Annotated in this window: 22 protein-coding genes; 11 read left to right on the forward strand and 11 right to left on the reverse strand. The window is 73.0% G+C overall.

Annotation, left to right across the window (positions count from 1 at the left end; all coding sequences use genetic code 11):
- Positions 1 to 122: 122 nt before the first annotated feature.
- A complete protein-coding gene (locus ASC99_RS19890; protein WP_057233937.1) occupies positions 123 to 1,220 on the forward strand; it encodes a sensor histidine kinase in 1,098 nt (365 codons plus the stop codon).
- 22 nt (positions 1,221 to 1,242) lie between these two features.
- Positions 1,243 to 1,899 carry a response regulator transcription factor gene (locus ASC99_RS19895; protein WP_057233939.1) on the forward strand — a complete coding sequence of 219 codons (657 nt, stop codon included), beginning with the start codon at positions 1,243 to 1,245 and terminating at the stop codon, positions 1,897 to 1,899.
- 7 nt (positions 1,900 to 1,906) lie between these two features.
- Here the strand turns inward: ASC99_RS19895 and ASC99_RS19900 are convergent, their stop codons facing one another.
- The 4 genes from ASC99_RS19900 to ASC99_RS19915 form a co-directional block, all read right to left on the reverse strand.
- Positions 1,907 to 2,764 carry a biotin-dependent carboxyltransferase family protein gene (locus ASC99_RS19900; RefSeq protein WP_057233941.1) on the reverse strand — a complete coding sequence of 286 codons (858 nt, stop codon included), beginning with the start codon at positions 2,762 to 2,764 and terminating at the stop codon, positions 1,907 to 1,909.
- Positions 2,761 to 3,381: an allophanate hydrolase subunit 1 gene (locus ASC99_RS19905; protein ID WP_057233943.1), complete on the reverse strand. Its 621-nt coding sequence runs from the start codon at positions 3,379 to 3,381 to the stop codon at positions 2,761 to 2,763. Before ASC99_RS19905 ends, ASC99_RS19900 begins: the two co-directional genes overlap by 4 nt.
- A complete protein-coding gene (locus ASC99_RS19910) occupies positions 3,381 to 4,157 on the reverse strand; it encodes a LamB/YcsF family protein (protein ID WP_057233946.1) in 777 nt (258 codons plus the stop codon). The genes ASC99_RS19905 and ASC99_RS19910 overlap by 1 nt, the downstream gene beginning before the upstream one ends.
- 184 nt (positions 4,158 to 4,341) lie before the next feature.
- The gene (locus ASC99_RS19915; RefSeq protein ID WP_057233948.1) at positions 4,342 to 4,884 is read right to left on the reverse strand and encodes a hypothetical protein; all 543 of its coding nucleotides are present in this window, start codon (positions 4,882 to 4,884) and stop codon (positions 4,342 to 4,344) included.
- Positions 4,885 to 5,055: 171 nt separating this feature from the next.
- Between ASC99_RS19915 and ASC99_RS19920 the strand changes: the two genes are divergently transcribed.
- The 4 genes from ASC99_RS19920 to ASC99_RS19935 all read left to right on the forward strand — a co-directional run bounded on the left by ASC99_RS19920 (position 5,056) and on the right by ASC99_RS19935 (position 12,475).
- Positions 5,056 to 6,582 (forward strand): hypothetical protein, encoded by a 1,527-nt coding sequence (locus ASC99_RS19920; RefSeq protein ID WP_057234000.1) that lies wholly within the window; start codon positions 5,056 to 5,058, stop codon positions 6,580 to 6,582.
- A gap of 188 nt (positions 6,583 to 6,770) precedes the next feature.
- Positions 6,771 to 7,646 (forward strand): hypothetical protein, encoded by an 876-nt coding sequence (locus ASC99_RS19925; protein ID WP_057233950.1) that lies wholly within the window; start codon positions 6,771 to 6,773, stop codon positions 7,644 to 7,646.
- Positions 7,647 to 7,695: 49 nt separating this feature from the next.
- Complete coding sequence (locus ASC99_RS19930; RefSeq protein ID WP_057233952.1) at positions 7,696 to 12,258, forward strand: hypothetical protein; 4,563 nt, start codon at positions 7,696 to 7,698, stop codon at positions 12,256 to 12,258.
- Between the two features lie 37 nt (positions 12,259 to 12,295).
- A complete protein-coding gene (locus tag ASC99_RS19935; protein ID WP_057233954.1) occupies positions 12,296 to 12,475 on the forward strand; it encodes a hypothetical protein in 180 nt (59 codons plus the stop codon).
- Between the two features lie 12 nt (positions 12,476 to 12,487).
- Here ASC99_RS19935 and ASC99_RS19940 read toward each other — a convergent pair whose 3' ends face one another.
- Complete coding sequence (locus ASC99_RS19940; protein WP_057233956.1) at positions 12,488 to 12,820, reverse strand: helix-turn-helix transcriptional regulator; 333 nt, start codon at positions 12,818 to 12,820, stop codon at positions 12,488 to 12,490.
- Between the two features lie 92 nt (positions 12,821 to 12,912).
- Here ASC99_RS19940 and ASC99_RS19945 point away from each other — a divergent pair, with 92 nt between their 5' ends.
- Positions 12,913 to 14,007, forward strand: coding sequence for an NADH:flavin oxidoreductase/NADH oxidase (locus ASC99_RS19945; protein WP_057233958.1), 1,095 nt, complete (start codon positions 12,913 to 12,915; stop codon positions 14,005 to 14,007).
- Here the strand turns inward: ASC99_RS19945 and ASC99_RS19950 are convergent.
- Positions 13,983 to 14,309: a hypothetical protein gene (locus ASC99_RS19950; RefSeq protein ID WP_157531642.1), complete on the reverse strand. Its 327-nt coding sequence runs from the start codon at positions 14,307 to 14,309 to the stop codon at positions 13,983 to 13,985. The genes ASC99_RS19945 and ASC99_RS19950 overlap by 25 nt on opposite strands.
- 186 nt (positions 14,310 to 14,495) lie before the next feature.
- A complete protein-coding gene (locus ASC99_RS19955) occupies positions 14,496 to 15,194 on the reverse strand; it encodes a FadR/GntR family transcriptional regulator (RefSeq protein ID WP_057233962.1) in 699 nt (232 codons plus the stop codon).
- A gap of 112 nt (positions 15,195 to 15,306) precedes the next feature.
- Here ASC99_RS19955 and ASC99_RS19960 point away from each other — a divergent pair, with 112 nt between their 5' ends.
- From ASC99_RS19960 to ASC99_RS19970, 3 genes are read left to right on the forward strand one after another with little or no spacing between them, the layout of a single operon-like run.
- Positions 15,307 to 15,861: a gluconokinase gene (locus tag ASC99_RS19960; protein WP_057233964.1), complete on the forward strand. Its 555-nt coding sequence runs from the start codon at positions 15,307 to 15,309 to the stop codon at positions 15,859 to 15,861.
- Positions 15,858 to 17,225 carry a gluconate:H+ symporter gene (locus tag ASC99_RS19965; RefSeq protein WP_057233966.1) on the forward strand — a complete coding sequence of 456 codons (1,368 nt, stop codon included), beginning with the start codon at positions 15,858 to 15,860 and terminating at the stop codon, positions 17,223 to 17,225. Before ASC99_RS19960 ends, ASC99_RS19965 begins: the two co-directional genes overlap by 4 nt.
- A gap of 49 nt (positions 17,226 to 17,274) precedes the next feature.
- A complete protein-coding gene (locus tag ASC99_RS19970) occupies positions 17,275 to 17,637 on the forward strand; it encodes a hypothetical protein (RefSeq protein ID WP_057233968.1) in 363 nt (120 codons plus the stop codon).
- A gap of 54 nt (positions 17,638 to 17,691) precedes the next feature.
- On the opposite strand, the gene ASC99_RS19975 is transcribed toward ASC99_RS19970, so the two are convergent.
- Positions 17,692 to 18,462, reverse strand: coding sequence for a hypothetical protein (locus ASC99_RS19975; RefSeq protein WP_057233970.1), 771 nt, complete (start codon positions 18,460 to 18,462; stop codon positions 17,692 to 17,694).
- 146 nt (positions 18,463 to 18,608) lie between these two features.
- Here ASC99_RS19975 and ASC99_RS19980 point away from each other — a divergent pair, with 146 nt between their 5' ends.
- Positions 18,609 to 19,817 (forward strand): hypothetical protein, encoded by a 1,209-nt coding sequence (locus ASC99_RS19980; RefSeq protein WP_057233972.1) that lies wholly within the window; start codon positions 18,609 to 18,611, stop codon positions 19,815 to 19,817.
- A 52-nt stretch (positions 19,818 to 19,869) separates the two neighbouring features.
- Here the strand turns inward: ASC99_RS19980 and ASC99_RS19985 are convergent, their stop codons facing one another.
- From ASC99_RS19985 to ASC99_RS19995, 3 genes are all read right to left on the reverse strand, one after another.
- Positions 19,870 to 21,465 carry a glycerol-3-phosphate dehydrogenase/oxidase gene (locus ASC99_RS19985; RefSeq protein WP_057233974.1) on the reverse strand — a complete coding sequence of 532 codons (1,596 nt, stop codon included), beginning with the start codon at positions 21,463 to 21,465 and terminating at the stop codon, positions 19,870 to 19,872.
- Between the two features lie 156 nt (positions 21,466 to 21,621).
- Positions 21,622 to 23,142, reverse strand: coding sequence for a glycerol kinase GlpK (glpK, locus tag ASC99_RS19990; protein WP_057233976.1), 1,521 nt, complete (start codon positions 23,140 to 23,142; stop codon positions 21,622 to 21,624).
- A 92-nt stretch (positions 23,143 to 23,234) separates the two neighbouring features.
- Positions 23,235 to 23,954: an MIP/aquaporin family protein gene (locus ASC99_RS19995; RefSeq protein WP_057233978.1), complete on the reverse strand. Its 720-nt coding sequence runs from the start codon at positions 23,952 to 23,954 to the stop codon at positions 23,235 to 23,237.
- Positions 23,955 to 24,286 lie beyond the last annotated feature (332 nt).

Raw genomic sequence — 24,286 nt, forward strand, 5'->3', positions numbered from 1 at the left:
ACTGCCGCCGCGCCCCCGGAGCGGGCATCGGGCCGGGGGCGGCAATCATCCGGGCAGCTCAGCCCGGGGGCGTACATCCGGGGGCCAATGTCCGGCGGGCGGTGGGCGGATAGTGTCGCGGGATGACGAACACACGGGCGATGGCCTGGGGAGGGCTGTACCCCCTCGTACTGCTCCTGTTGGTGGGCGGCGCGTTCCGTTCCCCGAACCTGTACGGGCTGGGGGCCCTGCTCGCGGGTGGTCTGCTGATCGGTGTGCTGCGCCGAGCTCCGCTGTGGGCCCTGGTGTTGACCCTGCTCGGCGCGGTCGTGATGGTGGCGGTGGGCGGCCCGGACCAGAGCCCGGGCCGGTTCCTGCCGTTCCTGGCGGCCGATCTGGCGCTGGGCTTCATCGTCGCCACCCGGCCCCGGCGGGTCTGGATCACCGCCGCCGTGCTGTCGGCCCTGTTGCAGGTCGTCACCGCCTTCGGCTTCATGTCCGGGCCCGACCACCAGGTCGCCGTCGCGATCATCTCCGTGCTGCTGCTCGGTACCTGCTGCCTGGGCGGGCTGCTGTTCCGGGAGCGTCGTGAGCATGCGGTGGCCCTGCGCTCGCAGGAGGTGGCCGAGGCGGTGACCGCCGAACGGCTGCGGATCGCCCGGGAGTTGCACGACATGGTCGCGCACAGCATCGGGATCATCGCGATCCAGGCCGGGGTCGGCAGCCGGGTCATCGAGACCCAGCCCGCCGAGGCGAGGGCGGCGCTGCAGGCGATCGAGGCCACCAGCCGGGAGACCCTGTCGGGGCTGCGGCGCACGCTGGTGGCGCTGCGTCAGGCCGACCCGCAGACCGAGGCTTCGCTCGCTCCCGCCCCGGGCCTCGCCGACCTCGAACGGCTGGCGGCGGCGACCGCCGACGCGGGGGTCCGGGTCGAGCTCCGCTGGGCCGGTGAGCGGCGTCAACTACCGGCCGACATCGACCTTTCGGCCTACCGTATCGTGCAGGAGGCGGTGACCAACGTGGTCCGCCACGCGGGCACCGGGCACTGCCGGGTGACCGTCGACTACGGGGCGGAGGAGCTGTCCGTGGAGGTGCTCGACGAGGGGCGCGGGGTGCCGGGCACGGCGGGCTCCGCCACGTTGGGACCGGGCTTCGGGATCACCGGTATGCGGGAGCGGGCCGGCCTGCTGCACGGCCGGTTCAGCGCCTGCCGCTGCCCGAGCCGGCCGTGGCCGGGGTGACCGGGTCCGGGGCGGAGGCGCGATGAGCATCCGGGTGGTGCTCGCCGACGACCAGCCGCTGGTCCGGTCCGGCCTACGGGTGATCATGGCCGACCACCCCGACCTGGAGGTGGTCGGCGAGGCCGGAACGGGCACCGAGGCGGTCCGGCTGGCCCAGGAGCTGGGCCCCGACGTGGTGCTGATGGACATTCGGATGCCCGGGATGGACGGAATCGAGGCCACCCGCCGGATCATCGCCGCAGGTGGCGCCACCCGGGTGCTGATGCTGACCACCTTCGACGAGGACGACCACGTCTACGGCGCACTGCGGGCCGGCGCGAGCGGATTCGTGGTCAAGGACATGGCGGTGGACGACATCCTCGGCGCCATCCGAGTGGTCGCCGCCGGGGACGCCCTGATCGCCCCGGGCGTCACCCGCCGCCTGATCGCCGACTTCCTGGACCACCCCGGCCCCGGCCGCACCCGGCAGCCGATCGAGGGCATCACCGAACGCGAACGCGAGGTGCTCACCCTGGTCGGCCGGGGCCTCTCGAACACCGAGATCGCCGAGCAGCTCTTCATCTCGGTGGCCACCGCCAAGTCCCACGTGGCCCGGCTGTTCAGCAAGCTGGGCGCCCGGGATCGGGTCCAACTCGTCATCACCGCCTACGAGATGGGCCTGGCCGGCCCGTCGCGCTGATCCGGTGTCACCGGGTGAGCGGCACGAACCGGACCGGGGTGCCCGGGCGGGCCTGGGCGGCTGCGGGCAGGTCGGCGGTCGGCACGACGCCGATCACCGGGTAGCCGCCGGTGGTGGGGTGGTCGGCGAGGAAGATCACCGGGCGGCCGTCCGGCGGGACTTGGACGGCGCCCAGCACCATGCCCTCGCTGGGGAGTTCGCCCGATCGGGAGCGGGGGAGTGCCGGGCCCTCGGTGCGTAGGGCGATCCGGTTGCTGGCGGTCGCGACCAGATAGCGCGAGCGGGCCAGCAGCGGGCGGGCCGCCGCCGCGAACCAGTCCAGGTGCGGCCCCGGGTGCAGCCGGAGCACCAACTCCGCAGGGGGCGCGGGCAACGGGATCAGGTCTGCCCGGTCACCCGGAAAGCGCGGCCCGACCGGCAGCAGCTGACCCGCCGTCAGCGGGGCCGGGCCGAGACCGGAGAGCAGGTCGGCGGAGCGGCTGCCCAGGACGGGCGGGACGGCCAGACCGCCCGCCACCGCGAGGTAGCCCCGGACCCCGTGGGTGGCCGGGCCGAGATCGAGCACCGAGCCGTCCGGTACGGTGACCGCCGCCCCCCAGGCGACCGACCGCCCGTCCAGCCGGACCGCCGCCGGTGCGCCCGTGACAGCGATCAGCTGCGGGCCGACCGCGCGCAGCGCCACGCCGCCGAGCGTGGTCTCCAGACCGGCCGTCCCGGCCGGGTTGCCGACCAGCCGGTTGGCCGCCCGCAGCGCGGGTTCGTCCAGTGCCCCGGCCCGGGGCACGCCGAGGTGGGCCACCCCGCGCCGCCCCAGGTCCTGAACGGTCGTCAGCGGCCCGGGCCGCACCACCACCAGCCCGGTCACGCGTCCGCCACCGGCACGAACCGTACCCGCACCCCCGGCGCGAGCAGCGCGGCGGGCTCCCGGCCGGTGTCCCAGAGCACCACCGAGGTCCGGCCGAGCAGCTGCCAGCCGCCGGGCGAGGAGCTCGGGTAGACCCCGGTGTACGGTCCGGCCAGCGCGACCGACCCGGCCGGTACGGCGCTGCGCGGGGTGTCCCGGCGCGGCACCTCGTACGGGGCGGGCAGCCCGGTCAGGTAGCCGAAGCCGGGGGAGAAGCCGCAGAACGCGACCCGATACTCGAAGGAGCTGTGCAGCCGGACGGCCTCCGCCGCGGAGCACCCCCAGAGGGCAGCCACCTCCGCCAGGTCCGCGCCGTCGTAGACGGTGGGCAGCTCGATCAGCGGGCCGTCGGCGGGCGGGTGCGGCGGTAGCTGCCAGCCGGCCAGCCGCTGCCGGGTCAGGGCCGAGTCGGCGAGGCCGTCGAGCAGGACGGTGCGGGCGGCGGGCACGATCTCGGTGATCGCCGGAAGTTCGTCCCGCCGGGCCAGCAGGGCGGCGTAGAGCGCGGCGACGCTCTCGCCGTCGGGGGCCCGCACCAGCAGTGCGTCGGCGCCGACCTGGCGGAACGTCAGGTGCATCAGACGAACGCCTCGACCCGCACGCCGGCGGAGGCGAGCGCGCCCCGGACCCGCCAGGCGAGCTGGGCCGCGCCGGGGGTGTCGCCGTGCACGCACAGGGAGCGTGCCTCGACCGCGACCGGTTCGCCGCCGATGGCGGTGACCAGGCCATCCCGGGCGATGCCGACCGCGCGGGCGATCACCGACTCGGGATCGTGGACCACGGCCTCCGGGTCGCGGCGCGGCACCAGGGTGCCCGCCCAGGTGTAGGCCCGGTCGGCGAACGCCTCGGTGACCACCGGGAGTCCGACACCCTCGGCCACCGCGAGCAGCCGGGAGCCCGGCAGGCCGAGCACCGGCAGCGGGCCGTCGCAGATCGCACCGGCCCGGAGCACGCCCGCGACCACGGCCTCGGCCTGTTCGGAGTCGGTGACCACCTTGTTGTAGAGGGCACCGTGCGGTTTGACGTAGGAGACTCGGGAGCCGGCGGCGCGGGCGAAGACCTGGAGGGCGCCGATCTGGTACGCGATCTCGTCGGCCAGTTCCTCGGGCGGGACGTCCATCGGGCGGCGGCCGAAGCCGGCCAGGTCGCGGTAGGAGACCTGGGCGCCGATCCGGACGCCGCGTTCGGCGGCCAGCGCGCAGACCCGGCGCATGGTGGAGGGGTCGCCTGCGTGGAAGCCGCAGGCCACGTTGGCGCTGGTGACCACGGAGAGCAGGGCCTCGTCGTCGGTCAGGGTCCAGCGTCCGAACCCCTCGCCGAGGTCCGCATTGAGGTCGATCACCGATTCGGTCACGCCAACGCCCGCCTCCCGCACCTGTCCGTCGCCGTTCGCTCGGGGTGATCGTAGGGCCTGCGCGCGGGCGCGTGTGCACGTGACCCGAGCCCGGAGCGCGCACCGGACGGTGCGCGCTCCCTCACATGGCGGAACGTTTCCTCCCCGTTCACCGTCCAGGCTGGTCGGCCGCTCTGAGGACCGGTCAGGCCGCCAGCACCGGCGGAGCCTGCCGCACGGCCGCCGCCCACTCCAGTCGCCGGATGCCACGGAGCACGATCAGCAGCGGGATCACCCCGATGACTCCGAACGACATGTCGACGAAGCGCCACGGCAGCGGTATCCCACGCAGTGGCCCGCAGATCAGCGCGAGCGGGATGATCGCGGCGCAGGCGATCAGCGCCCACTGGATCACCCAGACGTTGCGCACCGGATCCCGGTAGGACCCCCAGAACCCGATCGCAATCACCAGGTGCGCGAAGGCCAGCCAGTCGGTGCCGTAGGCGAGGAACGGGTAGCGGACGTTGGTCTCGGCCACCCCCTCCCGGACCCGCTCGATCCAGGCGGCGGCCGCCGGGAAGTGCTCGGCCAGCGGTGAACCGGCCACCAGATCGGCCAGCCAGCGGGTCTCGGTCTCCAGCGGAAAAGCCGTCAGGCCACTGAGCACCAGGCAGACGATGAAGATCAAGATCCATCGCCGGACCCGGCGCAGGATGGCGGCCTCGGTGATCCTCTGATCCTCGGTCATGTCGCAAAACCCCCATACGGGTAGTGCGGGTCGGGTTCACTGCCCCGACCTGCGCAGAGCTGACTCTAAGCGGATAACTGAACATGTTCAACTCCCTTCGGAAACGGGGACAACCGGGGTCGTTTCGGACTCTGTCGGGGTGAACCTCTAACCTTGACCACCGTGACCGCCATCGCAGACCGACCCACCGGGCAACCGCCCCGCCCGCCCGCCCCCGGCGTCGCCCGGCCCGCCCCGGGCCCGGCCGCCGACGAGGGGCTGGCCCGTCGGCTCAAGGCGCTGGCCTGCACCGCTCCGCTGCACGACCTGGAGAGCCGGAAGGTCAACCTGGCCGGCGAGTACAGCTCGTACGCGATGGCCGAGATCGGGCTCGCCGTGATCGACCTGGTCACGCTCAACATGGACTTCGACACCGGGGCCGACCGCGACATAGTGCTCGGCCGGCTGCACCCCCGGGTCGCCGCGCAGAACCCGGGCCGCCCCGTCGCCGAGCACGAGCGGGTGGCCCGCTGGGTGCTGGAGTCGCTGATCAACGTCGGCAGCGTGGACCGCGGCTTCCGCGCCGTCTACGGCACCTTCGGCTCCGACGGTTCGTACGTCCGCCGCGACTACGACTTCAAGCTGATCGAGGAGGTGCCGGGCCCCGACGGCGGTGTCTACCTGCGCACCACCGACGAGGCGGTCAACGTCCTGGTCGGCGCCCTCGACACGGACGTGACGTCCGCTCAGATCGCCGCCGAGGTCAAACTCGAGGTGCTGATCAGCCGGGGCCGGCTGGCCGATGCCCAGCTCGCCGCCGAGCAGGCCCGCTACCGCACCGTCCAGTACGCCGAGACGCTGCGCCGCGCGCTGGACGCCACCCGGCGCAACGTCCGCGCGGTGGACTGGATGCAGGCCGTCCCCGACCTGATCGACGAGGCGCTGGACCACATCGCCGACCGCTACCGGCACGAGAACGCGATCCTCACCAACATCCGCAAGGCCCGCGACGAGTCCGAGGATGCCGAGCAGAAGCGCCGGGCCGCCGAGCTGGTCGACATCGTCAAGGACTGCATCCGCCGCCACACCCAGCTGCAGACCCGGCTGCTGGAGGCCGGCCCGCTGTTCCGCGCCGAGCAGGACCGGCAGGCCTTCGCCGCCCCGACCGCGCGCAGCGGCATCGACCTGTACGGGCAACTGCTCGCACCGCTGCTGGAGCTGCCGATCGATCAGGCCACCCGGCCCACCGACGCGTTCTTCGCCCGGGGCATCGGGCTGCGCACCCCCGTCTCGGTCCGGGTCGCCGACCTGGTCGAGCTGCTGCTCACCCCGCCGGTCGAGCGCGAGCACCTCGGCGCCGAGCTCCCCGACCCGGACCTGGTCGCCACACCCGACGACAGCCGCTTCACCGAAGCCCAGCTGGAATCCGCCCTGGAACTGCTCGACCTCCCGCCGGACGCCCCCCGACGCCTCTCCGGCCTGCTCGCCGAAGCCCGCGAGCGCGACGCCGAGCTGCCTTACCTGGTCGCGCTGCTCGCCGTGCACGCGGCCAGCCCCCCGGTCGGGACGGCGTACCGTCAGGGCGAGGAGCGGCTGCTCTTCGCCGTCGACGACGGGACTCGACTGGATGACTGGGAGTTCGGCGGGGCCGACCTGATCGTGGGCAGCGCCCTGCTCGACGCCGTCGGCATGGCAGCGGACCGCAAGGACGCGAGCTGAATGGTTTGGCTTGAGTGGGTATCCCAGGGGCGCGGGGAACTGCGCGCTTCGGCAGGCAACTCGTCCCGCACGTTCCCCCGGAGAGCAAGCTGCACTGTTCCACCGTCGCGGAGTGGCCACCCGGAGACCTTCCGATTCGCGCAGTTCCCCGCGCCCCTGGGTGCACCAATCCATGAGGAGTACCGCCCGTGAGCACCGACACCTGGGAGCCCGAGGCCGAACCGCAAGCCGCCCCGGCGGCAGCCGCCCTCACCCCCGCCGACGTGGCCGACGCCGCGCGGCTGGTCTCGTTCGGCCTGCAGGCCAAGCTGCTCCCGGCCCGGGACGCGGAGTACGCCGACCTGATCCGCCGTCACCGCGAGGATCCGGCGTTCGCGCGGCTGGCCGACGCGGTGGCGACCGGCATGGGCCTGGTGGTGCTGGAGGTCTCCCCCCGGGCGGGCATGGCGGTGGCCGCCGACGAGGACTCGGTCTTCGCCGTCCGGATGGGCGACTACTCGCGCCGGGCGGCCGGTGAGACCACCGACCGATTCCTGCACGGTCTGGCCCACCTCGCGGTGGCCGCGATGGCGTTCCCCCGCCCGGAGGACCTGGCCGACGACGGCTACCTGGGCCGGATCACCGTCAACGGCATCGACGCCTTCGTCCGGCAGGCCTGCCGCCGGCTGGAGGAGCGGGCCGAGGCGGAGGGCACCAACACCGACCCGACCACCGACGCCCCAGGCCTGGAGGCGGCCTGGCGGGTCTGGGCCCGCCGCTCCGCCACCGGTGCCACCAAGGACGCGCGCCGCCTGTCAGGCTCGACCATCGGCATCGTCTCCAAGGCGGTGCTCTTCCTGGTCGACTCCGGCTTCCTGCAGAAGACCTCGGACGACGCCGGCGGCACCTACCGCACCACCGCCCGCTTCCAGCTCCAGGTCCGCGACCTGGCGAGCAGCGCCGCGATGGCCGAGCTGCTCGACCTGGGCGTGGTCCCGGTCAGCGACGGCACCGCCACCCTGCTGCCCGCCGACCACAGCGAGGAGCTGGTCGCCGACGCGGGTCTGCCGTTCCACTCCCTCTGAAGACTCCTCTGAAATCCTGATCCACCGTCAAGCTGGAGAACCGCCGCACATGTACGAGCTCAACCGGGTCCGCCTGTACTCGATCGGACCGGCCGGTGCACGCTATGCCGACACGGTGCTCGACCTGCGCGGAGTCGGTGAGCCGGTGGCCGAGCCCCGGCCGCAGCAGATCGGCCTGTTCGGCGAGGAGCCGGAAGGCCCGCAGCGGCGCCCGGCACCGGCCGGTGTGCTGTTCCTGGAGAACGGCGGCGGCAAGTCCGTCCTGCTCAAGCTGATCTTCTCGGTGATGCTGCCCGGCCACCGCAACACCCTGGGCGGTGCCAGCTCCGGCGTGCTGCGCAAGTTCCTGCTCGCCGACGACTGCGGTCACGTCGCGCTGGAGTGGCAGCACACCGTCACCGGTGAGCTGGTCGTGGTCGGCAAGGTCAGTGAGTGGAGGGGGCGTCAGGTCTCGTCCGACCCGCGCAAGTTCGCCGAGACCTGGTACTCGTTCCGTCCCGGCGACGGTCTGACCCTGGACGCGCTGCCGGTGGCCGAGCGGATCAGCCTGACCGGCGAGCAGCGGGTCCGCGGCCGCCGCCGCACCATGAAGGGCTTCCGGGACGCGCTGACCGAGGCGGGCAAGGCGTACCCCGCCCTGGAGCTGGTCTTCGAGGACGGCCACGACCGGTGGAACGAGCACCTCGCCGACCTCGGTCTCGACCCCGAACTCTTCCGCTACCAGCGCGAGATGAACGCCGACGAGGGCGAGGCGGCCGGTCTCTTCGCGGTCAAGCACGACGCGGACTTCACCGACCTGCTGCTGCGCGCCGTCACCGACACCCGGGACACCGACGGCCTGGCCGACCTGGTGCACGGCTTCGCCGCCAAGCTCGGCCGCCGGTCCGAGCTCACCGCCGAGCGGGACTTCACGGCCGGCTCGGTCGACCTGCTGCAGCGGATCGTCGACGCCACCACGGCGCGCGAGTCGGTCCGCGAGCTGCACCGCACCACCGAGCGCCGCACCCGCAGGCTCGCGCACGCGCTGGCCGCCCGGGGCGGCGCCGAGCGTGAGCGGGCGCACGACCTGGCGATCGAGGTGGCGGCCGCCGCGAGCGCCGTCACCGCCGCCGAGGCCGACCGCACCCGGCACTCGCTGATCACCGCCGAGCTGACCTACCGTCACGCCACCCTCGGCCTGGCCGCCGCCACCACCGACGCGGCCGCCCTGCGCCGCGAGCTCACCGAGGCCCGTACGCTGCACGCCGCCTGGCAGGCCGCCGAGGCGGTGCTGCGCCACCGCGCCGCCGCCGACCGGGTGGCCCGGGTGGCGGTCGCGATCCGGGAGGCCGAGCTGGACGCCGCCCCCGCGCTGGCCGCCCGGGCCCGCGCGGCCGGGGCGCTGGCCCGTGCGCTGGAGACCGCCGCCGGTGCGGCCGAGACCCGCGCCGACCAGGAGGAGTTGCGGGCCGGGGAGTTGCAGTCCGACGGCGCCGCCGCACAGGCCGAGGCCACCGCCGCCGCGACCGCCGCCCAGAAGGCCCGCTCCGAGGCGGGCCACCTCGGCCAGCGGCTGGCCGAGGTCGAGCAGGAGACCCGGGCAGCCGTTGAGGCGGGCTGGATCGACGCCGACACCGACGAGCCGGACCCGGCCCGCGCAGCCCTGCATGCCGCCGACGCGGAGCAGGCCGCGACCGCCGCACTGGAGCAGTCCCGCGCCGCCGCCGAGCAGGCCGCCGCCCGGGCCCGGGAGACCGGCGCTGCCGAGGCCCGAGCCGAGCTGGCCGCCGCCCGCGCCAGCGACGCCTACCAGAACGCCCACCGCGCGCTCTCGGCCGAGCAGCGCACCGCCGCCGCGCTGGCCGCCGAGCCCCGGCTGGCCGAGCTGCTCGCCCTGACGCCCGCACCTCTTGACTGGACAACGGGGGACCAGGAAGAAGAGGGGCAACTCACCCCCGCCCTGCTGGACGCCAACGCCGAGACGCTGCGCGAGCAGCTCGAAGCGGCCGTCACCAGCGCCGAGCGCACACTCTTCGACCTGCGCACCGCCGCCGCCGACGACTCCCGGATCCTGGCCGCGCTCGGTGACGGCGGCCTGCTGCCGCCCGGCCCCGACGTGCTGGCCACGGTCGAGTTCCTGGGTGAGCACGGCATCCCCGCGCTGCCCGGCTGGCGCTACCTGGCCCAGTCGGTCGACCCGGCCGACCACGAGGCGATCCTGGCCGCCCGGCCCGAGCTGGTCGACGGCGTGGTGGTCACCGACCCGCAGTCGCTCGACCGGGCCAGGGAGGCCCTGCAGGCCGCCGCCCTGCTGCCGCGCTCCACCGTGGCGGTCGGCACCGCCGCCGCGCTGATCGCGCCGATCGGCGCCGAGCCGCCGTTCTTCCTGGTGCCGCCGAACCCGGCGATGCACAACGAGGGCGCGGCCGACGACGAGCGTCGCCAGCTGCGGACCCGGGCCACCGCCCGGGAGGAGCACATCCGCGAGCTGGCCGCCCGGCTCGGCGGCGACCGGGCGCTGAACGGCCGGCTCGCCTCCTGGCACCAGCAGTGCCCGCCCGGCACGCTGGCCGAGCTGACCGAGGCCACCCTGGCCGCCGCCGCCCAGGCCGAGACCGCCGCTGCCGAGCTGGCCACCCTGCGCGCCGAGCACAGCGAGGCCGAGGCCGACCAGCTCGCCGCCGCCGCCGCGCACGAGGAGCGCCGGGAGACCGCCCAGCGCACCCGCCGCCGGGCCGACGCACTGGCCGGGCTGGCCTTCCGGCTCCGCGAGCGCGGCAACTGGACCCGCCGGCAGCGCGAGCTGACCGAGGACGCCACCGAGTGCGACCGCCGCCAGGCCGTCTGCGCCGAGCGGGCCCGCACCTGCGACGAGGATCGCCGGGCCGCCCAGCGCGCCGCCGACGACGCCCGCCGCACCGTCCGTACGCTGCGCTCCGAGCGCTCCGAGCTGTCGGCCGTCGCCGAGGCCGAGGAGCCGACCGAGGCCCCGGCCTCGCTGCCCGCGCTGCGCGAGGCGTACCGGGCCGCCGCCCAGCTGTACGAGAAGGTCGGCGTCGGCGCCGACCTGCGCGCCGAGCAGGCCAGGGCCGAGGGCGACGAGGCCGCCTCCGCGACCGAGCTGGACCGGCTCAGCAACAAGGTCCGGCTGCGCGCCGAGGAGCTGCTGGCCAGCCCGGACGGCGCCGACGGCCCGGCCAGGCAGGCCGCCGCGGCCCGCGCCGAGGAGCTGGTCGCCACCATCGAGGCCCGCTCCGCGACCGCCTCCGAGCAGCTCGGCCGGCTGCGCGGCGAGGCCGAGCGGTCCGCCCCCGCCAGCGGCGAGGAGCACACCGCGCTGCCCGAGGACCTGGTCCCGGCCGACCCCGAGCACGCCCAGCTGCTGCTGCGCACCGCCACCTCCCGGCTCGCCGAGCGGCGCGAGCTGGTGGACAACGCCCGGACCGCGCACGCCGACCTGCAACGCACGCTGGACGCCGCGCAGAGCGCCGCCGCCGACTTCGAGGAGAGCGCGGCCCAGCTCCGCGACGGCCTGCGCGACCACCACCCCGAGGAGAACGAGCAGCCCGCCGAGCCCTACCTCGGCTCGCTCGCCGAGGCCCGCAACACCGCCGCCGACTCCCGCCGCACCCTGCGGACCGCCTCCACCGAGCTGACCGCCGCCGAACTCGCCGTCCGGGACGCCTCGGACGCGCTGGTCCGGCACGCCAACGCGGCCCGGTACGAGGCCGTCCGCACCCCGGCCCGGCAGCAGATCCGCGAGCTGCCCGCCGCCGCACTGCCCGACCACGCGGCCGCCTGGGCCACCGCCTTCGCGCCCCGACTGCGGGTCCTCACCGACGAGTTGGCGCAGCTGGAGCGCAACCGGGGCTCGATCGTGGACCGGCTGCGCGGTCTGGTGGAGAGCTCGCTCGCCACCCTGCGCGCGGCCCAGCGGCTGTCCCGGCTGCCCGAGGGCCTGGGGGAGTGGTCCGGCCAGGAGTTCCTCCGGATCCGCTTCGAGGACCCGGACCACGCGCTGCTGGTCGAGCGGCTCGGCGAGGTGATCGACGAGGCCACCAGCTCCGCCGTGAAGAAGAACTCCGACCTGCGACGTGACGGTATGTCACTGCTGCTGCGCGGGGTGGCCGCCGCGATCGGCCCGAAGGGCGTCTCGGTGGAGATCCTCAAGCCCGACGCGGTGCTGCGGGCCGAGCGGGTGAGTGTCGGTCAGATGTCGGACGTCTTCTCCGGCGGCCAGCTGCTCACCGCCGCGATCGCGCTGTACTGCACGATGGCGGCCCTGCGGGCGAACGACCGGGGCCAGTCCCAGCTGCGGCACGCGGGGACGCTGTTCCTGGACAACCCGATCGGGCGAGCCAACGCGACGTACCTGCTGGAGCTCCAGCGGGCGGTGGCCGACGCGCTCGGCGTCCAGTTGATCTACACCACCGGGCTCTTCGACACCACGGCGCTGGCCGAGTTCCCGCTGGTGATCCGGCTGCGCAACGACGCCGACCTACGGGCCGGCCTGAAGTACATCTCGGTCGAGGAGCACCTGCGCCCGGGCCTGCCCGCCCCGCAGGACCCGGAGGGCCCGGCGATCCACGGCGAGATCACCGCCACCCGGATGTTCAAGCGCCCCGTCGACTGAGCCTGGCCGCTCCGGCGTTTGGTGCGATGCTTGACATGTGTTCGAGCAAGAGCTCCGTGAGCAGCTGGCCCAGGCCCGCCTCGCGCTGGCCGCGGCCCGCGAGGCGGGTGACGAGGACGGCGCCGAGGCCTACGAGGGCCGGATCACGTCCCTGATCAGGATCGCCGGGCATCACGGCATCGACCTGCCACACACCCCGGAGGAGGACGGCGACTGACCGCACGACCGGTCAGTCCCGTCGCCCGTCCTCCGCGAGGTGGGCGGTCAGGATGCCGTCGAGCAGGCCGGGGAAGAGCGTCTCCAGGTCCGCGCTGCGCAGGTGGCTCATCCGGGACGTCCCTCGGCGGCACTGGCGGATCACGCCGGCCTCGCGGAGCACCTTGAAGTGGTGCGTGGTGGTCGACTTGGTCACCGGCAGGTCGAACGCCTGGCAGGCCAACTCGCGCTGGTCGCGTGCGAGTTCGGCGGCGATCCGGAGTCGGACCGGGTCGGCGAGGGCGTGCAGCACCGCCGCGAGCCTGATCTCGGCCAGGGCGGGTTCGGGGAGTTGGGTGTCTGCCACCCGCCCATAGTACGAAAAGTATCGTAGTTTGACAGCTGCCGTACTACGAGAGCTATCGTACAAATCCCGATGTCCCAGCCGAGGAGCCGACCGTGAGTACCCTGTTCGAGCCGATCACCCTTCGCTCGCTGACCGTGCCCAACCGGATCTGGCTGGCGCCGATGTGCATGTACTCGGCCGCGCCCGAGGGGCCCGAGGCCGGAGTCGCGACCGACTTCCACCTCGCCCACCTGGGGGCCAGAGCGGCCGGCGGGGCCGGCCTGGTGATGGTCGAGGCCACCGCCGTCAGCCCCGAGGGCCGGATCTCACCGTGGGACCTGGGGCTGTGGAACGAGCACCAGCAGCACGAGCTGGCCCGGGTCGCCGCGTTGGTGAAGTCGCACGGCGCCGTCCCGGCGATCCAGCTCGCCCACGCCGGCCGCAAGGCCGCCACCGACCGGCCGTGGCTGGGCGGGAAGCCGCTGTCGATCGAGGCGGGCGGCTGGCAGCCGGTCGGCGCCTCCCCGGTGCCGTTCAGCGCGGAGAGCCAGGTGCCGGACGAGCTGACGGTCGAGGAGATCCAGGACGTGGTCCGGGCGTTCGCCGAGGCGGCCGGGCGGGCGCTGGCGGCCGGGTTCGAGGCGGTGGAGATCCACGGGGCACACGGCTACCTGATCCACTCCTTCCTGTCACCGCACTCCAACCACCGCACCGACGCCTACGGCGGCGACTTCGCCGGCCGCACCCGGTTCGCGCTGGAGGTGGTCGCGGCCGTCCGCGAGGTGTGGCCCGCCGAGCTGCCGCTGCTCTACCGCACCTCCGCCACCGACTGGCTGGAGGGCGTGCCGAGCTGGACGGTGGAGGACACCGTCCGGCTCGCCAAGGAGCTGCACGCGGCCGGGGTGGACCTGCTGGACGCCTCCTCGGCCGGGATCGACCCGGACGCGAAGATCGCGATCGGCCCCGGCTTCCAGGTGCCGTTCGCGGCCCGGATCCGCTCCGAGGCCGGGCTGCCCACCGGGGCGGTCGGGCTGATCACCGAGCCGGCCCAGGCGGAGCAGATCGTGGCGAGCGGCCAGGCCGACGTGGTCTCGCTCGGCCGCGAGTTGCTGCGCGACGCGTACTGGCCGCAGCGTGCGGCGGCCGAGCTCGGCGCCGAGCCGCGCTGGCCGGTCCAGTACGGCTACACCCTGCGCAGGCGCGGCTGATCCACCGGCCCGGGTGCCCGGCGCCGCTCACGACTGCCCGTCATCGGGTCGGCCGCATTGGGCCCACGCTGTCGCTGGGCGGCGATCTGACGCGAGATCAGGATCTCCAGCAGGCACCACGCGGTACCGAACACCCCGAGCGCGGTGGCCATCAGCGCCGGGGTGAGCAGCCAACTGCGCGCGTACGAGGCCAGGGTGGCCACGATCAGGCTGATCAGCGTGCAGGAGAAGAACATCCACGCGCGCACGGCGGCGGACCGCACCTCGTCCGGCAGACGACGGCGACGGCGTGCAGTGGGCATCGGCTTCCCCCGGGGCGTACGTGAGCGGAACGTCCGTACCCAGCTTGCCCGTTCTGGGCCGGCCCAGTCGGGTAATCGCCGAGGCCGACTCTGCCGACGGAGCAGCTCCAGGTGAGGCCCGGGCCAGGAAACCTCCTNNNNCAGGAAACCTCCTGGCCCGGGCCTCGGCGCCTTCCGGGGCTCGGGTCAGCCGTCCAGGGTCGCGTCCAGCTCCGCGAGCGCCCCCTGGACGATGGTGCGCATGGCCTGCTCGGCGGCCTCGGCCTGCCCGGTGCAGATGGCGTCGGCCACCTCGCGGTGCAACTTCACCGCGTACGGCTCCGGTTGATGTGGCATCAGCTGGTGCTCGGTGCGGCCGGTGAGCACCGCGCCGACCGTGTCGCCGAGGTGGGCGAACATCTCGTTGCCGGAGGCACGGAGGACGGTCGCGTGGAAGGCGATGTCGTGTCGCAGGAAGGTGTCGAGGTCGGCGGCGCGGGCGGCGACCGTCAGTTCGACCGCCAGGGCGCCGAGTTCGCGGCGCTGGTCGTCGGTGGCGTGAGTGGCGGCCAGGGCGGCGGCGGCCGGTTCGACCGCGACCCGGAGCGAGCCGAGCGAGCGCAGCTGGGCGGAGCGGTCGGCGCCCGCCAGCCGCCAGCGGATCACCAGCGGGTCGAAGACGTCCCAGTCGGTCTTGGGCTGGACGGTGATGCCGACCCGGCGGCGGGAGGCGACCATCCGCATCGACTCCAGGATCCGGATCGCCTCCCGCACCACGGTGCGGGACACCCCGTACTTCGCCTCCAGCTCCTCGCCGCGGAGCACCGCGCCCTCCGGGATCTCACCGGAGGCGATGGCCGGACCGAGGTCCGCGAGCAGTCGTCCTGGCAGGCCCTGGATCTCCATCGGATCAGGATATCCGGCCACACATGTATGACGATTAGGTTTCAACCACTTGAATAAGTCATACCTTTGCGGCACTGTCGGTCGTGAGCCAGCCAGAACAGGAGCACCAGCCATGGGTCTCAGCGTCGAGAACCAGCCGCCCACCCTCGTGGTGATGGGCGTCTCGGGCGTCGGCAAGACCACCGTCGCCCGGCTGCTGGCCGAGCGGCTCGGCCTCCCGTACGCGGAGGCCGACGACTTCCACCCGCCCGCCAACATCGCCAAGATGGCGGCCGGCATCCCGCTCGACGACCAGGACCGGCAGCCGTGGCTGCACGCCCTGGCCGACTGGCTCGGCAGCCAGGTCGCCACCGGGACCGGGGGAGTGGTGGCCTGCTCGGCGCTCAAACGCCGCTACCGGGACATCCTGCGCAGCCAGGCCCCGGCCACCCGCTTCCTGCACCTGACCGGTGATCAGACCCTGATCCGGGCCCGACTGGCCGACCGCAGCGGACACTTCATGCCCGCCTCGCTGCTCGACTCCCAGTACGCCGCCCTCGAACCGCTCCAGCCGGACGAGCCAGGCGCCGAGATGGACGTGGCCCACACCCCGTCCGAGCTCGCGGCCCGCGCCGCTCTCCTGTTCGCCCCCTCCCACCCGCGCCCCGTCAACGGAGACCTCGCGTGACCACCCTGACCGCTGCCCTGCCCCACACCGACAGTGACGGTGTCCTGCTGCTCGCGGTGCTGCTCAGCATCGGCGTGATCGTGTTGCTGATCACCCGCCTCAAGCTGCACCCCTTCCTCGCGCTGACGCTCGGCTCCGGAGTGCTGGCGGCCGTCGCGGGCGCGCCGTTCGACAAGCTGCTCAGCAGCTTCGCCACCGGCTTCGGATCGACCGTCAGCAGCGTCGGCCTGCTGATCGGCCTCGGCGCGATGCTCGGCAAACTGCTCGCCGACTCCGGCGGCGCCGACATCGTCGCCGACACGGTGCTGCGCCGCTCCACCAAGCGGATGCTGCCCTGGTCGATGGCGCTGATCGCGGCCGTGCTCGGGCTGCCGCTGTTCTTCGAGGTCGGCGTCGTGCTGCTGATCCCGATCGTGCTGCTGGTCGCCCGGCGCGGGAACATCCCGGTGCTGCGCCTGGGCATCCCCGCGCTCGCCGGACTCTCCGTGCTGCACGGCCTGGTGCCCCCGCACCCCGGCCCGCTGGTCGCCGTCGACGCGCTGAAGGCCGACCTCGGCGTCACCCTGGCGCTCGGCCTGCTGATCGCCGTCCCCACCCTGATCGTCGCGGGCCCGCTGTTCGCCCGCTTCGCCGAGCGCTGGGTCGGCCCGCTCACCCTCCCCGCCGAGACCGAGCGCCCCGAGCGCGGCGAGCACACCCCGAGCTTCGCGGCCGTGCTGGCCACCATCCTGCTGCCGGTGGTCCTGATGCTCGGCAAGGCCCTCGCCGACGTGGTCGTCGACGACCCCAAGGCCGGACCACAGCGGGTGATGGACTTCATCGGCTCCCCGCTGATCGCCCTGCTCGCCGCCACCCTGCTGGCGATGTTCACCCTCGGCCGGGCCGCCGGCTTCAGCAAGGCCCGGATCTCCACCACCGTGGAGAAGTCGCTCGCCCCGATCGCGGGCATCGTCTTCATCGTCGGCGCGGGCGGCGGCTTCAAGCAGACCCTGATCGACGTCGGCGTCGGCAACGCGGTCAGCGAGTGGTCCGCCAAGTGGCACATCTCCGCCCTGCTGCTCGGCTGGCTGATCGCCGTCCTGATCCGCCTGGCCACCGGCTCCGCCACGGTCGCCACCATCACCGCGGCGGGCATCGTCGCCCCGCTGGCCGCCGACCTCTCCACCACCCACGCCGCCCTGCTGGTGCTGGCCATCGGCGCCGGTTCGCTGTTCTTCTCACACGTCAACGACGCGGGCTTCTGGCTGGTCAAGGAGTACTTCGGGATGACGGTCGGTCAGACCCTCAAGTCCTGGTCGGTGATGGAGACGGTCATCTCGGTCACCGCGATCGCCCTGATCCTCCCCCTCAGCCTGATCATCTAGTACTACGCTTTCCGTGGTCACGGCCAAGACCGAACGAGGGGGTACAGCGATGCCGTACGAGATCGGCGCAAGGGTGAAGCTGACCAGGGATGTGCAGGTCACCACAGACGGCGCAGCGGTCAGGACGGGCCACCCCGGTCCGCTGTTCCTGGCCGAGGGCCTGGCGGGCATCGTCACGGGCTCGGCCAAGGAAGCCGGCGGGGCTCAGGACCATCTCGCGAGCTTTGAACAGGCCATCCGGGGCAGCCAGTTCGACGGCTTCACGACCCACCTGATCGAGGATCTCCGCCAGCGGGTCATCCGGCAGGGAGGATCCGGCACCGGAGTCGGCGCTCAGGTCAGATATCGGGTGCGCTTCGAGAACGGGTTCGTTCTCGACGGCCTTGACGGAGACTGGCTGACCGAAGCCTGAGCAGCTGCCACCGCGCCCCCGCCGATCGAGATCGGCGGGGGCGCGCGGCCGTTCTCAGCCCGGGTAGGTGATCGAGCCCAGCGGCGGGCAGGGCATGAGCGTGGTGTCGGCGCCGGGGCGTTCGACGAAAGCCCGGGCCTCGGCGGCCTGCTGGCGCCGGGTATCCACGTCGTCGGCGTACCAGGCATCGCGCCTGGCGCGGTCGTAGTCCCACGAGTCGTCGATGAGGCTGAGGCTGGTGTTGCCGGAGCTGCGCTGGAACTCCGCCTTCACGGCGGCCTGTTGGAGTGCGCTCTGGGTCGCGGCGAGATCGATGCGGGTGATCAGGACGCCGAGGGTGTTCGGTTCGCGGGTCGGCAGGGGGGCCTGCGGGAGCAGCGACACCCCGGTGTCGAGGCGGCCGATGTTGTCGACGGTCGCTTGCTGGGCGTCCCTCACCATGATCTGCATTTCCTGGTGCAGCCAGAAGAACTCGTCGAGATCGGCCGGGGTGATGCGCATCCGCTCGTACAGGGAGCGGAACCGGGGATCGTGGTGCAGCGGGCGCATGGGGGCCGTGTGGAGCGCCACGCAGTCGTTGAAGCCGGCCGCCACCGCAGCGTCGAGATGGAGGATGGCCTGGTCCGCCTGTCCGTTCAGGCAGGCCAGTTCGCCGAGACTCCCGTGGCCCGCGGCGACCAGCCACCCGCCGTCGGGGCCGAGCGCCGTGGCGCGGGCGATGACGTCGTGGAGGCCCGCGGTGCCCACCGCGGCGGGCCCGCTGGTCAGGAGCGCCACCAGCACTTCGTGAAGACGGGTGGCCAGTGAGTTGACGGTGTCGACCATGGATCTCCTCGGACCTCGGTGGTGACGAGCGAAAGGTGTTGACTCTGTGTCAACTCCCGTGGAGATGACGGGCGGACGAGGTGAGCGGTTCCTGCTCCCGGCCGTCGGTACGATCATTGCCGGACGGCCGAGCCTGGGGAGCTGAGATGTTCGGAATGTACTGGGACCCACTGCCGACGGCCCGGTCGATGATCGCCAAGGGAACCGACCCGTTCGACGGCCGCTGGGCCGAGCGGGACTGGCGCAACGTGCCGGGCCCGTTCTACGCGGCCGAGATCGAGGCCGGGCAGATCGCGCCGCGCGACGCGGCGGAGCACATCGCCTACGACGACCCCAAGGTCGGCGTCTTTGTCAGCTGGCAGCCCGTCAACGTCCCGGAGACCCGAGCCCTGGTCGCCGATGTCCTGCTCGGCTGCGAGGGCTTGGCGATGGACGGCGACGAGCACTGGACGCCGGACGGTGTCCGGGGCTGGTGGAGCGAGCGCGGCCGGGCTCGCGAGTGGGCCCTGGAGACCGCCAAGAACTGGGAGAGCGTCAGTCGGACCGAGGGCGACGAAAGTTACCTCGCAGTGGCCCGACGGCTGCGTGCCTACGCCGACCACATCGACGGCGGACTGGAGGCGTACCTACGCGGGTACGTGTTCTGGCTGGCCGAACACCGCGTACCGGAGCGCTGCGAGGCGCTGCCCGTCCTGGGCGGGCGACCGACCGGCCGTCGGAGTACACCCAGGGTGGAGCAGCTACAGGTGGCCGGCTACCTGGTGGTCGAGCCGGAGCAGGTGCGGGGCAGCCAGCTGCCCGAGGTCGAGCGACTGGTGTCGGCGGCGGTCTGCCTGGTCGACCAACTTCCGGCCGATGCCTGCTGGTTCGCCTCCCCGCAGGCCGCTCTGGCGGCCTGCGCATCGCTGCGGGTCACTCCGGCCGCCCGGCTGCTCGCGGTGCTGGTCCCGGCCGACTGCGTGGCCGGGCTGGCAGCCGAGATCCGGGCGAGCGAGTTCGACGACCCCGTCCTGCTCGGGAACCTGTGGCGCCCGCCCGCGCTGGCCGAAGGCGGCACCCGGATCGGCTGGGAGGTTCTCGGCTACGAGCTCGGCCACCTGCACACCTGGCTCTGCAGCGACCTCCACCGGGACGCGGTCGCCGAACTCGGCGTCCGCACCGGCCCGTTCGGCCTGCTGGCCGACCGCGCCGACGCCGAGAAGGTCGCGGACTGGGCCAACGCCCGGGCCGACACCGATCCGGTGACCTGGTTCCCGGCGGCGCTGGTCGAGTGGGACGAGCCCGTGGAGAGCACCTTCGAGCCGATCACCCCAGCGGGGGAGGCCCCGAAGCCCTGGTGGCGGCGGCGCGGCTGAACAGCCGAACGGCCCGGCCGCTCTTCCGCGGCCGGGCCGTTCACGGCAGCTGCTACTTGGTCCCACGCTTCGCCAGGAAGGTCTCCACCTGCTGCCGGATCTCCGGCGTGTCCAGCCCACGGACCGTCATGGTGGTGCGGCGGCGCAGCACGTCGTCGGCGGTGTACGCCCACTCGTTGTCGGCGGCGTACGCGACCTGGGCCCAGACGTCCGGGCCGTCGGCGTGGATCGGCTCGCCCAGCTCGGGGTGCTCGGCGATCAGGCGGGCGATCTCGAAGGACAGCGTGCCGTAGTGCGAAGCCAGGTGCCTGGCCACCAGCGGCTCCATCCGGGAGCCGGGCTCGCGGTCCACCAGCAGGCGGTGCGCGACGGCGTTCGGGGCGCCGACGCCGGGGAGCGGGACGGTGGCCGGGATCGGCGACATGTCCTCGCGCAGGCCGGTGCCGGGCACGTGCGCGAGCTTCTCGAGCACCGTGCGGCCGATGTGACGGTACGTCGTCCACTTGCCGCCGGCGACCGAGAGCATGCCACCCCGGCCCTCGGTGACCACGGTCTCGCGCTTGGCTGCGGAGGTCTCGCCGGGGCCGCCGGGCAGCACCCGCAGGCCGGCGAAGGCGTACGTGATCAGGTCCCGGTCGAGGTGCTCGTCGCGGATCGCGTGGCCGGCCTCGCCCATGATCTGGTCGATGTCGGCCTCGGTGGCGCGGACGTCCTGCGGGTCGCCGGTGTACTCCTCGTCCGTGGTGCCGAGCAGGACGTGGTCCTCCCACGGGATCGCGAACGACACGCGGTACTTGTCGATCGGGATGGTGAGCGCAGCGCGCCACGGCGTACGGCGCTTGACGACGACGTGCGCACCCTTGGAGAGCCGGATGGACGGGGCGGCGCCCGCGTCCTCCATCTTGCGCAGGTGGTCGACCCAGGGGCCGGTGGCGTTCAGCACCAGGCGGGCGCTGATGCCGAACTCGGTGCCGTCCAGGCGGTCCGTCAGCTCGGCGCCGGTCACCCGGGTGCCGGTGAACCGAAGACCCGTCACCGCGGCGTGGTTGAGCACCACCGCGCCCGCCTCGACGGCCGCGCGGACGGTCATCACGGCGACCCGGGAGTCGTTCATCTGGTGGTCGCCGTAGACCGCGACCGAGCGCAGGCCCTCGGTACGGAGCGCGGGCACCTGCTGGGCGGCGTGCGCGGCGGTGGAGACCCGGCCCATGCCGTCCCGGAAGGCGGAGAGCGCGGAGTAGAGGAAGACACCGGCGCCGAGCTTGGCCGCGCCGTGCGGGCCGCCCTTGTAGACCGGGACGAAGAAGGTCAGCGGGTTGACCAGGTGCGGGGCCACGTCACTGGAGAGCACCCGGCGCTCCTTGTGGTTCTCCGCGACCAGCTTGACCGCGCCGGTCTGCAGGTAGCGCAGCCCGCCGTGGACCAGCTTGGAGGAGGCGCTGGAGGTGGCACCGGCGAAGTCGCCCGCGTCCACCATGGCGACCTTGAGGCCCGACTGGGCGGCAGTCCAGGCGGTGGCGGTACCGAGGATGCCGCCGCCGATCACCAACAGGTCGTAGGTGGCCTTGCCGAGCAGCTCGCGGGTCTCTGCACGCGAGGCGGTGTGGCCGTTGGTGTAGCCGGCGCCCAGGGTCGGGATGGTAGCCATGGTGTGTGTTGCGGCGCTCGGTGCGGGCGGCGCCGCATCTCCTCTCGATGGTGCGATGGTGCGGGTGCGGTCTCTCGGAGACCGGTGCGGCCTCTGAGAGGCCGTCAGACGGCGTTGGCCGGTCGGGGCCGCTGCAGGCCCCGACCGGCGTGACGGTCAGCTCTCGTCGTCCTCCTCCACCCACCCCATGGTGCGCTCGACCGCCTTGAGCCACTTCTTGTACTCGCGCTCGCGGGTGGCCTCGTCCATCCGGGGAGTCCACTCGGCGGCGCGGTGCCAGTTGGCCCGCAGGGTGTCCAGGTCGGGCCAGAAGCCCACCGCGAGGCCTGCTGCGTACGCTGCGCCGAGCGCGGTGGTCTCGGCCACGTACGGGCGCTCGACCGGGGCGTTCAGCACGTCCGCGATGTTCTGCATGAGCAGGTTGTTGGAGGTCATGCCGCCGTCGACCTTGAGCGCGGTCAGCTCGACGCCGGAGTCCTTCTGCATGGCGTCGACGACCTCGCGGGTCTGCCAGGCGGTGGCCTCCAGCACGGCGCGGGCCAGGTGGCCCTTGGTCACGTACCGGGTCAGACCGGCGATCACACCGCGGGCGTCGGAGCGCCAGTACGGGGCGAACAGGCCGGAGAAGGCCGGCACGAAGTAGGCGCCGCCGTTGTCCTCCACCGTCGAGGCCAGGGTCTCGATCTCGGCGGCGGTGGAGATGATGCCGAGCTGGTCGCGCAGCCACTGCACGAGCGAGCCGGTGACCGCGATCGAGCCCTCCAGGGCGTAGACCGGCTTCTGGTCGCCGATCCGGTAGCCGACCGTGGTCAGCAGGCCGTGGTAGGAGTTGACGATCTGTTCGCCGGTGTTCAGCAGCAGGAAGGTGCCGGTGCCGTAGGTCGACTTGGCCTCGCCGGGGGAGAAGCAGGTCTGGCCGAACAGCGCGGCCTGCTGGTCACCGAGCGCGGCGGCGACCGGCACGCCGTCCAGGACGCCGACCGCGTGGCCGTAGACCTCGGCGGAGGAGCGGATCTCCGGCAGCACGGTGAGCGGCACGCCCATCGACTCGGCGATCTTCTCGTCCCAGGCCAGGGTGGAGAGGTTCATCAGCATGGTGCGGCTGGCGTTGGTCACGTCGGTGACGTGCTTCCCGCCGTTGACGCCACCGGTGAGGTTCCAGATCACCCAGGTGTCCATGGTGCCGAACAGGATGTCGCCCGCCTCGGCACGCTCCCGCAGGCCCTCGACGTTGTCCAGCAGCCAGCGGATCTTCGGGCCTGCGAAGTAGCTGGCCAGCGGCAGGCCGGTCTCGCGGCGGAACCGGTCCTGGCCGACGTTGCGGCCCAGCTCGCGGCAGAGCGCCTCGGTCCGGGTGTCCTGCCAGACCAGCGCGTTGTGCACGGGCTGGCCGGTGTACTTGTCCCACAGGACGGTGGTCTCGCGCTGGTTGGTGATACCGATCGCGCGGATGTCGTCCTTGGTCAGACCGGCCTTCTCCAGCGCGCCCGCGACCACGGACTGCACCCGGGTCCAGATCTCGGCGGCGTCGTGCTCGACGTAGCCGGGCTGCGGGAAGATCTGGCTGTGCTCCTGCTGGTCGACGGCGACGATCCGGCCGTCGGCGCCGAAGATGATGCAGCGGCTCGACGTGGTGCCCTGGTCGATCGCGGCGATGTAGTTGCCAGTGGTGGTCATGAGGTCCTCGGCTCGAATGAGGGGTTCAGGGAGGGTTGGGCCTGACCCTGGGTCAGTCCCCGTACGCGGACGTGGGGCAAACCAACGCGGCGTCAGAACGCCAGGTGGTAGAAGCCACCGGCCAGCAGACCGCCGACGACCGGGCCGGCCACCGGGATCCAGGCGTACGACCAGTCGGATCCGCCCTTGTTCGGGATCGGCAGCAGCGCGTGCATGATCCGCGGGCCGAGGTCACGGGCCGGGTTGATCGCGTAGCCGGTCGGGCCGCCGAGCGAGAGGCCGATGCCGACCACGGTGAAGGCGACGATCAGGATGCCGGTGCCGGAGAGGCCGAGACCCGTGGTGAGGCCCTGGGTGAGGATGGCCAGGCAGAGCACGAAGGTGGCGATGATCTCGGTGAGCAGGTTCTGCACCGGGTTCCGCACCTCGGGGCCGGTGGCGAAGATGCCGAGGGTGGGCTCCTCGTTCGCCTGGAACTGGCCCAGGTAGGTGACCCAGACCAGACCGGCGCCGATCAGCGCGCCGAGCAGCTGGGAGCCGAGGTAGAGCGGGACCTTGCCCCACTCGCCGCTGTTCGCGGCGATGGCGAGGGTGACGGCCGGGTTGAGGTGGGCACCCGACTTCGGCGCGGACATGTACGCGGCGATCATCACCGCGAAGCCCCAGCCGAAGGTGATGGCCAGCCAGCCGGCGTTGAGGGCCTTGGACTTCTTCAGCGTGACGGCGGCGCAGACGCCGCCGCCGAGGAGTATCAGCGCGGCGGTGCCGAGGGTTTCGCCGACAAAGATGTCGCCGTTGGAGAACGCGGACACTAAGGACTCCTTCGTCCGTGACCGGAGCAGGTGGGGGAGGGCGGCGCTTCCCGTCCCGGGGTCGCGCCATGACGGTGGCGTTCCGTTTGCTCCGGACACCGTTCGACAATGTCGACCGTCATGCGGAAGCTTCCCCCCGCTATCACCCTCACGTCAAGACGGGGTGACACACCTGTGATCCATCACTCGACGTGATCACGCCGTGGCGTCGAAACTAGCAACCGCATGGCGGAAAATATGGACAAAACGCCAAAGAGCGGGCAGGCCGAAGCCCACCCGCACCTACGGGAATCTCACCAAGCGTCAGAAGCCGAGCGGCACAAGCCGGGCGG

The sequence above is a fragment of the Kitasatospora sp. Root107 genome (assembly GCF_001424875.1).
GTDB lineage: Bacteria > Actinomycetota > Actinomycetes > Streptomycetales > Streptomycetaceae > Kitasatospora.